Here is a 12642-nt window from a genome sequence, read left to right as displayed (position 1 = left end):
GATTATTGCTGGAACCATTTGGTATACAGCGCCTTGTAGGTCCCGTCTTGTCTGACTTTGGCCAGCGCGTCGTTCATTTTGCCGAGCAGCTCGGTGTTGTTCTGACGAACGGCGATACCTAAACCGCTGCCGAAGTAGCTCTGGTCGGTGATTTTATCGCCCACGGTAGACAGATTAGGGTTCTTTTTCAGGAACTCCTGGACCACGGCGGTATCACCAAAGACGGCGTCGATACGGCCGTTTTTCAGGTCCAGCACGGCATTCTGATAGCTGTCGTAAGGCACGGCCGTGATTTCGGAATGTTTGTCCATCAGGAATTTCTGGTGGGTCGTACCGTTCTGAATGCCGACACGTTTGCCTTTCAGCGCGGCCAGATCGGCGAATTTGCCTTTCTGCGCGAAGAAAATGGCGGAGTTGTCATAGTAGGCGTTGGTGAAAGCTACCTGCTTCAAACGCTCTGCTGTGATGTCCATGCCGGAGATAACCGCGTCGATACGACGGAATTTCAGGCTTGGGATCAGGCTGTCGAAGGACTGATTGGTAAAGGTACAGGTCGCCTGCATCTCTTTGCACATGGCATTGGCGAGATCGATATCAAAGCCCTGAATCTGGTTGTTCGAGTCCACGAACTCAAACGGAGCATAACCGGCTTCTGTCGCGAAGCGGATGGTATCAGCGGCACTGGCAGAGAGGCTGACACCGGCTAAAACGGCCGCAATAATAAGCTTTTTCATTGCAAACTACTCCATTAGGTAATCTATAATTTTATATGAATCAATGGGATAAATAGCTGGCAAACTCGCGAGTCTGCGGCTGCGCGAAGCAGTTGGCATCGCCTTGTTCAACGATGCGGCCATTTTCCATGTACACCACGCGGGTTGCCGTTTTGCGGGCAACGTCGACTTCATGCGTGACGATAACCTGTGTAATGCCGGTTGCAGACAGCTCGCGAATGATGCTGACGATTTGTGCGGTAATCTCCGGGTCCAGCGCGGCGGTCGGCTCGTCAAACAGCAGAACCTGCGGCTCCATCATCAACGCGCGGGCAATCGCCACACGTTGCTGCTGACCGCCGGAAAGGTGAAGCGGATAGCGTTTGGCATAGTCGTTGAGGCGCAGGCGCGTCAGCAGTTTCTCGGCGCGCGCGAGGGCGGCCTCCTTGCTTAACCCCAATACGCGGCACGGCGCTTCGAGCAGGTTGTCGAGCACGGTACGGTGCGGCCACAGGTTGTATTGCTGGAACACCATGCCCACATTCTGACGCAGTTCGCGAATGGCCTTTTCTTCCGGCTTCTTCTGGAAGTCGAATTGATTGCCGGCGATGTGCAGCGTGCCCGAACGCGGCATTTCAAGCAGGTTAAGCACGCGCAGCAGCGAACTTTACCCGCGCCGCTTGGGCCGAGCAGCACCAGAGTTTCACCCGCAGGGCACTCGAGCTGGATGTCAAAGAGAGCCTGATGGACTCCGTAGAAGCAGTTGATACTGTTTAGTTGAATACTCATGCGCAAATACTGAATAGCCATTAATGCCGCAGAGGGTACCCTCTGTAGCATAGTTATGCAACAAAGGAGGGTTAAAATTTATTTGTGTGCGGACTGAATCATAAAGCTAGCATAAGATCTCGTTAACGCCCTGTTACAGGCATGCTTAACTTATGCGTAATAAATGCGGGAATTCAGCTCCGACCGCAAAAAATTCCTTTTCAATCATCCTCATCCTTGATGGCCCAACGTTGAATGCGTTGAAAGAATAAGTATAAAAGCGATTTCTAATGTTGCATCACCCGTTACACTTCTACCAGACATAAAGCGCTCATTCAGCAAAGGCAGGACGATGAACTTTTTACCATATTGGCGGCATTTGATCTTGCCAAGCCTCCTGTTACTGGCGGGATGTCAGTCACATAACCCGCAAAAACCTCTCGCGGGCTATGTGCTGGAACAATCTCGTCAGGCGCAGGGGGCGGATCAGCGGATTCGTTTTCTGGTGATTCATTACACGGCCGAGGATTTTCACAGTGCCTTGAACACCCTGACCGACGAGCACGTGAGCGCCCACTATCTGATTCCCGAAGAACCGCCATTGGCCGAAGGGAAACCGGTCGCCTGGCAGCTGGTGCCGGAATCGATGCGCGCGTGGCAGGCGGGGGCCAGCTTCTGGCGCGGCAGAACCAATCTCAATGACACCTCGATTGGCATCGAGCTGGTCAATAAAGGCTATACCCGCCGCCTTCTCGGCAGGCGATTCTATCCGTTCCCGGCCGCGCAGATGAGTTTGCTGACCTCGCTCAGTCGCGACATCGTCGCGCGTTATCAGATAAAACCGCAGAAACGTGGTGGCGCACAGTGATATCGCGCCGCAGCGCAAAGAGGATCCCGGCCCGCTGTTCCCGTGGCAGCAACTCGCGCAACACGGCATCGGGGCGTGGCCGAACGCCGAACGCGTCAGGGTCTTGCTGGCGGGACGTGCGCCGCTGCAACCGGTCGATACCCGGGGATTACTCGACAGGCTGGGGCGTTACGGATATCCGGTCACGGAAAATATGACGCCGCAGGCGCAGCGTCGGGTGATTGCGGCTTTCCAGATGCATTTTAGGCAACAGGACTATCGCGGCAATGCGGATGCAGAGAGCGAGGCTATCGTCGATGCGCTGCTTGAGCAGTATCCGACCACCAGCGATTAGTTCGGGTGGCCGACAATGCCTTGCTGTTTTTGCAGTTTGCCATGATCTTTCAGCCAGACGGCGGTGCGGCGGATCCCTTCGTCGAGCGAGACAATCGGGCGATAGCCCAGCTCGGTTTCGGCGCGCTGCGTGTCGAGAGTGACATCAAAATTCAGCTTCGCAACGCTGTAGTGTGTCAGCATCGGCTCGTGGTGCTGCTTGCGGCCCAGTTTTTCCATGCCGCGCGCCATCATGTCGAGCAGGGGATACGGCACCGAGCGAATGCGGTATTTGACGTCAAGCCCGCTCATCAGCTGTTCAATCAGTGACTTGAGAGGGCGCGGCTGCATGTTGGAAATGTTGTAGGCGCGCCCCGAGGCGTGATTCTGGCTTTCGGTTGCCAGCCACATGGCGTGCGCGACATTCTCCACGTAGGTCATGTCGACCAGCGCCTCGCCGCCGCGCGGCAGCATCAGCGTACCGTATTTGATCATTTGCAGCAGTCTGGGCAGCAGCACATTGTCGTGCGGACCAAAAATCCCCTGCGGACGCAAAAGGGTGAAACGTGTCTGCGGATTCGACAGCGCAAGCGTTGTTATCACCTGTTCGGCGGCGGCCTTGCTGCGCGCAAACTGGTTGGCGAAGCGCGCAGGGCGAAAGTCTTCGCTGATATTGCGATGGTGGTGAAAATCGAAATAAATAGCCGGTGACGAGAGATGAATAAAGTTCTCGACGCCATAGGCGGCAGCCCATTCGCCCAGACGACGGGTGGCGCGAACGTTGGCCAGCTCGAAATCCTGTTCGCTGCCCCACGGTGCGCTAAGGCCGGAGCAATGCCAGAGGGTATCGACGTCGGCAAGCAGCACTTTCGCCTGCGAGGAAACCAGATGGGTCAGGTCGGCATGAATGAATTCTGCGCCCAGTTTCTCAAGCAGCGGCCCCATCGCGGCATTGCGGCCCGTGGCCCTCACCTTGATGCCTTTTTTCCGCAGATATTCTACTGCGTTGCGGCCGGGACCACTGGTTGCGCCGGTAACCAATACCTTCATAAATATCCGAATTCCGTAAAAATGTCGTTGCCCGGCAGGCTATCCTGCCTTACGGGCAAATAGGCGCTCATTCTTTCGTGAAATCAGACTCTATGCAATGAGAAACAGGGAAAGTTGTGAGCCTCGGAGTGCGTTTGCCTGCAAAATAGCCCGGCCCCGTTTTCAGTGGCCGCGACGGTCTTTTTGACGCGCCAGACTGGCGATTCGTTTGGCCATCCCGCGGAACAGGAAAAGATGGGCGGGCATCATGCCGTACCAGTAACACAGTCCGCGAGCGCCCGCCGGATGCCACCACGCGCTGATGTCCAGACTGCGCCGTTCGCCATGATCTTTCAGCGTAAAGGTGAGCCTGCCGAGGCCGGGGGCTTTCATGCCAAACAGCAGCGTCAGGGATTTCTCCGGCACCAGGCTGATGACCGTCCAGCCATCGATGCTGTCACCGACCGCAAGTTTTGGCCGAGCGGGACGGCCGAGGCGAGTCTTGTTGCCCGCCAGCCGGTCGAGACGCTGGCGCAGACGCCACAGGGCGGGCGCATAGAAAAATCCTTCTTCGCCCCCAGCTGTTGCAGCACGGACCACATCGCCTGCGTGGAGGCCGAGGTTTCCAGACGAAATCCGACCTGTTTCGGGTAAAAGGCATAGCCCGGCCGCCAGCGCCGATGGGCATCGGGAGAGCTGGCCCATTCCGGCGTATTCAATACCTGCTGCGCCTCGGTGGCGAGCGTGTGGTTAATCGCCTCGTCAATCGTGGTCAGCGGCCGGGGCAGCAGTTGACGCAGCGCGTCACTGTTGGCCGGTAAATCCTGACGTAACCCCTGAATCAGTGATTTCACCAGCGGCGAAGGCACCGAGGTGAGAAGGTTGAGAAAGGCCAGCGTCAGCAGCTGCGTCGGCAGGGGAACCGGCACCAGCCAGCGCCGTTTGCCGCTCAACGCGATAAAGCGCTCCATCAACTGACGATAACTCAGGTATTCGGGACCGGCGGCCTCGAAGATCCGATGCTGTTCGGCCGGATGCTCGACCAGTCCGGCGAGATAATACAATAGGTCATTCAGTGCAATCGGCGAGGCGTGCTTGCGCACCCAGCTCGGCGGTGTGAGAACGGGCAGGTTGTAAATCATGTCGCGCATGACTTCAAAGGCGGCGGACCCCGGACCGATAACCATACTTGCCCGCAGTTCGGTCACCGGAATGCTGCCCATACGAAACAGCGTGCCGGTCAGCTTGCGGGCCTGCAAATGGGTCGAAGACGGTTTTTCGGGCTGCATCGCGCCAAGATAGATAACCTGCTGAATAGACGAATCTTTCAGCGCCAGCAATGTATTTTGTGCCGCCTGACGCTCTTTTTCGAACAGCTCGTCGTCATCGCTCATGGCGTGGACCAGATAAATCAGGATATCGGCATCGGCAAAGGCATCACGCAGGCTGGCATTGTGATAGACATCGGCAAAGCAGCAGCGCACGCCCGGCCATTTCTGTGCAACCAGCCAGTCACGGCGTCTTGCGGCGGCCGTGACCTGATAACCCTGCTGACGGAGCAGCGGAACCAGATGCTGGCCGATATAGCCACTGGCACCGAGAACGACGACGCGTGTCTCCGAGGTTGCCCGTGTCTGTAAGTGAGATAAAGGCATCTTCCATTTTGCTCGTTCAAAGTGACAAGGAAAATGCCCGCAGGCGGCGAGTCAACTCCCGACTCGCTCCCTCTGCGGGCCGTAGTTTAGCCCGGATCGCGCAGGAAACGCTGCCACAGTTCGACAACCTTCTCCAGATCCTGACGGCTGATATTAATGTGCGTAATCAAACGGGTAAGCGGAGCGGAGGAGATAAGCACGCCCCGTTCGCGCATCCACGGACCCAGTCGGGCCGCCCTTTCGGCAGACTGGCGAAGATACAGAATATTGGTCTGCGCGCCGGGTGCCACGATGTCGAGGCCGATGGCGCGCAGCTGCTGTTCCAGCCAGCGGGCGTTATCATGGTCTTCCTGCAAGCGCTGCACATTGTTTTCCAGCGCATAAATCGCGGCTGCGGCCAGAATACCCGACTGGCGCATTCCGCCGCCGGTCATTTTTCTCCAGCGGTTGGCGCGCTGGATGAACTCCCGGCTGCCGCACAGCACCGAACCTACCGGCGTACCCAGCCCTTTCGACAGGCAGATTGTCAGCGTGTCGCAATAACGGGTGATGTCGCCCAGCGGAACGTCTAGCGCGACCGCCGCATTCATGATGCGTGCTCCGTCGATATGCAGCGCCAGACCTTTTTCGCGCGTGAAGGCGAAGGCCCGTTGCAGATAGTCGAGCGGCAGCACTTTGCCGCTGTGGGTATTTTCGAGGCTGAGCAGGCGGGTACGGGCGAAGTGGATGTCATCGGCCTTGATGGCGGCGGCGACCTTGTCGAGCGGGATTGTGCCGTCTTCGGCCATATCCAGCGGCTGAGGCTGAATACTGCCGAGCACGGCCGCACCGCCGCCCTCATACATGTAGTTATGGGCCTTCTGACCGACGATATACTCGTCGCCACGCTGGCAGTGAGAGAGCAGGGCAACCAGGTTGGCCTGAGTTCCGGTCGGGAAAAACAGCGCGGCTTCCTTGCCGGTTAGTTCACAAACCTGCGCCTGCAGCGCGTTGACGGTCGGGTCATCGCCGTACACATCATCGCCGACTTCGGCCTGGTACATGGCCTTGCGCATCGCCTCACTCGGGCGCGTAACGGTGTCACTACGTAAATCGATCAACGTTGCTTCCTCTCACTCTTGGCATTAAAAGACAGGAGACGACACGCGCCTCCCCGGGAATGTGACTTCCACTATATACCTCTAAATTGCCAAAAAGCAGAGCGCTTTCCCTAACGCAGCCAGTTAGTTTTCGCCAAATCAACGACTTCATCACCGCGACCGTTGATGATGGCGCGCAGCATATAGAGGCTAAAGCCCTTTGCCTGCTCCATTTTTATCTGTGGCGGCATCGCGAGTTCTTCCTTGGCGGTACGGGCGTCGATAAGTACCGGGCCGTCGTGCGCGAAGGCTTCCTGCAGGGCGGCATCGACGTCGGAGGCTTTTTCAAGACGAATGCCCTTGATGCCGGTCGCCTCGGCAATGGCGGCAAAATCGGGATTGTTCAGCTCGGTGCCGTCTGTCAGATAGCCACCGGCCTTCATCTCCATCGCCACAAAACCCAGTGAACTGTTGTTGAAAATCACCAGTTTGACCGGCAGTTTATGCTGCGCGATAGACAGGAAATCGCCCATCAGCATCGCAAAGCCGCCGTCGCCACACATCGCGACGACCTGACGGTTTCTGTCGATAGCCTGTGCACCGATAGCCTGCGGCATGGCGTTGGCCATGGAGCCGTGGTTGAAGGAGCCCAGTAGACGGCGTTTGCCGTTCATTTGCAGATAACGACAGGCCCAGACGGTCGGCGTGCCGACGTCGCAGGTGAAAATCGCATCTTCATCGGCAAACTTGCTGATTTGCTGCGCCAGATATTGCGGGTGAATCGCCTGCTTGTCATTGGCGGTGGCGAGGTCGTCCAGACTTTTGCGCGCATCGAGATAGTGCTTGCGCGCCTTGTCGAGGAAGCGGGTGTCGCTCTTGGCCGCCAGACTCGGCAGCAGCGCCGTGAGGGTCGATTTAATGTCGCCGACCAGCGCCATATCCACGTGGCAATGCGAGCCAATGCTGCCCGGATTAATATCAATCTGAATGATGTTGGCATCGGACGGATAGAAGGCGCGATAGGGGAACTGCGTGCCGAGCAGCACCAGCGTATCGGCGTTCATCATCGCGTGATAGCCCGACGAGAAACCAATCAGCCCGGTCATGCCGACGTCGTACGGGTTGTCCCATTCCACGTATTCCTTGCCGCGCAGGGCGTGAACAACCGGCGCTTTCAGCGTTTCGGCAAGCTGAACCACTTCCTGATGCGCGCCCGCACAGCCACTGCCGCACATCAGCGTGATGTTGGCCGAACCGTTGAGCAGTTTCTGCAAGCTTGTCCAGCTCCGAGCGTGGCGGATGAACCACCGGCAGGAGAGGCTGATACCACGTGGTGTCTGCCCCTTCCGGAGCCGGTAGCAGCGCCACATCGCCCGGTACGACGATGACTGAAACGCCCTTGTTCAGAATCGCCTTGCGCATCGCGATGCCCAGCACCTGCGGCAGCTGTTCGGGGTTGGTTACCATTTCGCAGTAGTGGCTGCACTCCCGAAACAGTTCGGTCGGATGCGTTTCCTGAAAATAGCCGCTGCCGATTTCGCTGGAAGGAATATGTGCGGCAATGGCGACCACAGGCACGTGGCTGCGATGGCATTCGAACAGGCCATTGATTAAATGCAGGTTGCCCGGTCCGCAGGAGCCTGCGCACACGGCGAGTTTGCCGGTAATCTGCGCTTCGGCACCGGCGGCAAAGGCTGCCACCTCTTCGTGACGCGTCCCGAGCCACTCGATGGTGCCCATGCGGTTGAGGCTGTCACTCAGGCCGTTCAGCGAATCGCCCGTAACGCCCCAAATTCTTTTGACTCCAGCCTCTTCGAGCGTTTTTGCGATGAATGCCGCGACGGTTTGTTTCATGAATCCCTCCGGTGTTTACTGTTTTTATTACCGCAGGAAAAAGGCCTGCGGTTTCAATAAATTTAAAAGCACTGGGGGTAAGCATAGACGATAAGTTTTTCAGGACGAGAAGACGGCCATTAAAATCGGGGCAATCAGGCTTAGTACAAAGCCGTGTACCACGGCGGCCGGGACCATATCGAGTCCACCGCTGCGTTGCAGAACCGGCAGGGTGAAGTCCATCGAGGTCGCACCGCAAAGCCCGAGCGCCGAGGAGCGACTGGTGCGCACCAACGTCGGGATAAGCATGATGGCGCAGAGTTCGCGGGCCAAATCGTTGAAAAAGGCGGCACTGCCGATGACCGGTCCAAACGCGTCGGTCAGCACGATGCCCGACAGGGAATACCAGCCATACCCCGAAGCGACCGCGAGTCCGGTTTTCAGCGGCAGGCCGAGCAGCAGGGCGGCAATCAGGCCGCCGCCGAGCGAGGCAATGCCCACCACGCCGGCCACCAGCATGCCGCGGCGATTAAGCACAATCTGGCGCAGCGTCATGCTGCTGTTGCCCAGTTGCAGCCCGACCAGCACCAGCAGGAAAATCAGCGCGGCTTCGCTGGCTTCTCCGGCGTAGGTCAGCCAGTGCCATTGCGTCAGGCCGAGCATGAATCCGGCCACCACCACGCCGCACAGGCGCAGCGAGTCCAGCGCCATGCGCAATCTTGACGGCAGGGCTTCCTGTTGATATTTCGATTTCCACGGCTTGCGGCGCTCAAGCAACCACAGAGCGAAAAGGTTGATGGCAAAAATACAGACAAAAAAGACCGAGCTGTATCGGAAAATCATTAATAAGTTGGTGCCGAGATTGTCGAGAAACGCCAGACTGATGCCCATAATGAACAGGATAACGTAGACCATCCAGCTCAGCATTTGATTCACAAGATGCAGAAGCCCGCGATTTTTGACCGGGATCAGATACCCCAGAACAAGGGGAACAAGAATGATGAGCAGTCCAGAATACATAGAAAAACAACGTCCATATTGATAGAGGAAGAAAACGTGCCACAACCTAGCGAAAATGCCCTGTAGAGTAAAGTTCGGTAGCAGGGCATCGCGCGTTTTCTTATCGTTGCTTGACCAACACCCCATTTTGTCGTCATCCTCGGATGAGGAACCCGAACGGGAATAAACGCTGCACGGGAGGTGCCAATGTATCTTGAGCATATCGATATCGCCGGATTCCGGGGGATAAACCGCCTCTCGTTGACTCTGACCCAGCCTGACCGGCGCGGGGTGGCACTTGACGCACTCAGCACTGCGCGTCCGACGACGCATCAGGGCACGCTCAACACCAATACGGTGCTGCTGGGCGAGAATGCATGGGGTAAATCCAGCCTGCTCGACGCGCTGAGCCTGCTGTTGTCGCCCGAATCCGACCTCTACTGTTTTCAGGAACAGGATTTCCATTTTCCGGCCGGTGAGCTGAAAGAGAAGCAGCGCTACCTGCATGTGGTGTTTACTTTCTGCGAGAATCAGCCGGGCAACCACATGTCGCCGCGTTTCAATCCGCTGTCGCCGCTGTGGGTGCGCTGTAGCGATAAACTGAACCGCATCTATTATCGTCTCGAAGGCGAAATGGACGATGACGGCAGCGTGGCCACCTGGCGAACCTTTTTGTCGGCAAACGGTGAGCCGCTGGCACTGACCACCATCGATCCTCTGGCGAAAGCCCTGATCAGACTGCACCCGGTACTGCGCCTGCGCGATGCCCGTTTCATCCGCCGGATAAGCAAGGAAGATCTCGCGCCGCAGTTGCAGCAGGACAACGCCAGTCTGGCGCGTCAGCTCGACGAACTGACGCAGGGGCTGGTTCACAATCCGCAGCTGTTGACCAACGCCGAATTGCGTCAGGGTCTGGCGGCGATGCAGCAACTGCTCGAGCACTACTTTGGTATGAACAGTTTTACCCCCGGCAGTTTCGGCGCAGACAAACAGGCCGTCACTCACCTCGAAGCCACGGGCGGCGGGGCAAAGGGAGTTCTGTCGACTCTGCCTGAAATGCGAAGTGATAAAGGGAGCGCCACAGGGCTTGCCGAAGAGCGTCGTCGCAACCGGCATACCTGGCAGCAGAAACGTCAGGGCAGGGCCGAAAGCCGTCAGGCGTGGCGTTCGTTGAATAACATCAACCAAATGATTGCCGAACCCAACAGCCGCAGTATGCGCGTGATGCTGCTCGCCATGTTCTCGACGCTGTTGCAGGCCAAGGGTTCCGTAGCCCTGCATCCCGACGCGCGACCGCTGTTGCTGATAGAAGACCCCGAAACCCGCCTGCACCCGATCATGCTGTCGGTGGCGTGGGGCTTGCTCGAACAGCTCCCTTTGCAACGCATTACCACCACCAACTCCGGCGACTTGCTGTCGCTGGTGCCGGTCGAGCAGATTTGCCGACTGGTCAGAGAGTCCGGCAAGGTGGCCGCCTACCGCATCGGGCCGCAGGGCATGAGTTCGGAAGACAGCCGTCGCATAGCCTTCCACATTCGCTACAGTCGTCCGTCGTCGCTGTTTGCCCGTTGCTGGCTGCTGGTTGAGGGCGAAACGGAGGTCTGGCTATTAAACCAGCTGGCGCGTCAGTGCGGCTACAATTTCGAGTCGGAGGGCATCAAGGTTATCGAATTCGCGCAAAGCGGATTAAAACCGCTGCTGCGCTTTGCCCGTCAGATGGGTATCGAGTGGCACGTGCTGGTGGACGGCGATGAAGCAGGCAAGAAATATGCCGCAACCGTTTCCAGCATGGTCGAGAACAACGACGAAATGCTGCGTCATCGATTGACGGCATTTCCCGCAATGGACATCGAAAATTATCTTTATCGCCATGGTTTCGAAGAAGTATACCGACGCGCAGCAGGCACGCCGGAGCACGCCAATGTCTCGACACGACAAATCATCGAAAACGCGGTACGCCGCAGTTCAAAGCCGGATCTGGCAATAGAAGTCGCGATGGCGGCGGCAGGGCGCGGCGGAGGTGCAGTGCCGACGGTGTTGAAGCAGATGTTTTCGCGTGTAGCCTGGCTCGCGCGTGGGCGTGCAGACTAATAGGCTTCGTATTTGAAGCTGTAGCGGTGTTGGCTACGCGCGCGCACCCCGGTCACTGACTTATGTCAGCTCCCGGGGATTTGCTTACTTGCCGCCTTGCTACAACTTCAACTACTTTGCCTATCCCATTTGTTCACTAACTTCGGGTGTAGAGCCTATGCTTCACACTTGAAAATCAGAATTTCTCCCTTATCTGCATTTCCATATCGTCGAGCAGTTGATAGCGGCGGCGGTATTCTGCGCGTTTCTTGCTGGCGATATCGTCCAGCGATTTGTGGGTCACCTGAAGGGGAAAATGGTAATAGCCGTTGCTGTGCTGATGCGCGCCGAGGGTTTGCCAGAAGGCGTCGTAATCGGCAAAGACAAACTTTTTACGTTTGTTATAGCGCGGGCATTCATAGATATGCGTTTTATTCCCGACGGCAAACACCTGCTGCATATTCATTTTATCGGCTATCAACAAGACGGCTTCCATTAATATCCGCTTGGGAAAGAGTCCGTGGCAGGCTTTAGTCGCCTGTTGAATATGTTGATGTTCAATATGTTGCGCGGGTCCCTGAATTGCCCCGATAAATAACGTGGGTAAGGAGTCGAGATGAATAAACGCAAAGGTGATGTTAGCCAGCGCCGTATTATTTTTATCGATAAACCTTAAGGTTATTTCGCCTTCTTTATCGACGTGTTGTGTGGCATTCATGGCGATGGAAAAAAGGGTCTGGTCTTTTCCTGCAAAGGTTGCAAGTTTCAGCGGCGTAGCGGAGAGATGGCCGAGTTGCAGGGCAAGCGGCATCCTGTCGCGGATAAACTGATAATGATCGCACAGGCCTTGCACGTGCTGTCTGCGTGTCATATTGGCCGCCAGATAGGGGCGATGCACCTTGCAGGGTAAGGTGGGCTGGGCCAGCAGAATTTCGTCCCTGAGCGGATGTGCCGCCAGCTGGTTCATGACCTGAAGGGTGGCACGTGGGTAAAACAGACTGCGTGCCATAAACTTCAGGCGATACGAAAATTTTCGCCACATTCTGCCGGGCATGGCGTGACCGGTTATCAGCGAGCAAAGTAGCGCCAGGCCGGATTGCGGTGTGGATTGCGATGAAGGTAAGCTTAGCGTCGACATAGTAATAGACCAATAGGGGAAATTGGCGCTATTTGAGCAGCAGAACGCTAAACCAGATTGCAACGATAATAGGGCGAGTTAACAGTCTTATTAAGCTGTTTATGAAGGGTTTATCTTGATGACACGCACGGCGTGAGCAGACGGCGATAAAATAAAGTTAAATTATTTTGAATAGAAC

The 12642-nt window shown here is 56.8% G+C and carries 6 protein-coding genes and 4 pseudogenes; 2 read left to right on the top strand and 8 right to left on the bottom strand.

Annotated features, from left to right (window positions below):
• Positions 1-2: 2 nt before the first annotated feature.
• Both artJ and artP read right to left on the bottom strand, forming a co-directional pair.
• Positions 3-734 carry an arginine ABC transporter substrate-binding protein gene (gene artJ, locus O1V66_RS11355; RefSeq protein ID WP_045046334.1) on the bottom strand — a complete coding sequence of 244 codons (732 nt, stop codon included), beginning with the start codon at positions 732-734 and terminating at the stop codon, positions 3-5.
• Positions 735-774: 40 nt separating this feature from the next.
• Positions 775-1502: pseudogene (gene artP, locus O1V66_RS11350) on the bottom strand (arginine ABC transporter ATP-binding protein ArtP).
• 331 nt (positions 1503-1833) lie between these two features.
• On the opposite strand from artP, the pseudogene O1V66_RS11345 reads away from it, so the two are divergent.
• Positions 1834-2683, top strand: a pseudogene (locus O1V66_RS11345) (N-acetylmuramoyl-L-alanine amidase).
• Here the strand turns inward: O1V66_RS11345 and O1V66_RS11340 are convergent.
• From O1V66_RS11340 to O1V66_RS11320, 5 genes and pseudogenes are all read right to left on the bottom strand, one after another.
• Complete coding sequence (locus tag O1V66_RS11340) at positions 2680-3711, bottom strand: NAD-dependent epimerase/dehydratase family protein (RefSeq protein ID WP_045046337.1); 1032 nt, start codon at positions 3709-3711, stop codon at positions 2680-2682. The pseudogene O1V66_RS11345 and the gene O1V66_RS11340 overlap by 4 nt on opposite strands.
• Positions 3712-3873: 162 nt before the next feature.
• A pseudogene (locus O1V66_RS11335) lies at positions 3874-5345 on the bottom strand (DUF2867 domain-containing protein).
• A gap of 86 nt (positions 5346-5431) precedes the next feature.
• Entirely contained in the window at positions 5432-6445 is a 1014-nt protein-coding gene (ltaE, locus tag O1V66_RS11330) for a low-specificity L-threonine aldolase (protein ID WP_072045038.1), read from the bottom strand.
• 110 nt (positions 6446-6555) lie between these two features.
• Positions 6556-8278, bottom strand: a pseudogene (gene poxB / locus O1V66_RS11325) (ubiquinone-dependent pyruvate dehydrogenase).
• A 99-nt stretch (positions 8279-8377) separates the two neighbouring features.
• On the bottom strand, positions 8378-9277 hold the full coding sequence (locus O1V66_RS11320) for a LysO family transporter (RefSeq protein WP_045046340.1): 900 nt from the start codon (positions 9275-9277) through the stop codon (positions 8378-8380).
• 186 nt (positions 9278-9463) lie between these two features.
• On the opposite strand from O1V66_RS11320, the gene O1V66_RS11315 reads away from it, so the two are divergent.
• The gene (locus tag O1V66_RS11315) at positions 9464-11347 is read left to right on the top strand and encodes an ATP-dependent nuclease (RefSeq protein WP_045046341.1); all 1884 of its coding nucleotides are present in this window, start codon (positions 9464-9466) and stop codon (positions 11345-11347) included.
• A gap of 175 nt (positions 11348-11522) precedes the next feature.
• Here the strand turns inward: O1V66_RS11315 and O1V66_RS11310 are convergent, their stop codons facing one another.
• Entirely contained in the window at positions 11523-12464 is a 942-nt protein-coding gene (locus tag O1V66_RS11310) for a VirK/YbjX family protein (RefSeq protein WP_045046342.1), read from the bottom strand.
• Positions 12465-12642: the final 178 nt, after the last annotated feature.

Origin of the sequence: Rouxiella chamberiensis, from assembly GCF_026967475.1 — a bacterium.
GTDB lineage: Bacteria > Pseudomonadota > Gammaproteobacteria > Enterobacterales > Enterobacteriaceae > Rouxiella > Rouxiella chamberiensis.
Note: the sequence above shows the minus strand (reverse complement) of the source record. Positions and strands in the feature narration are given on the sequence as shown.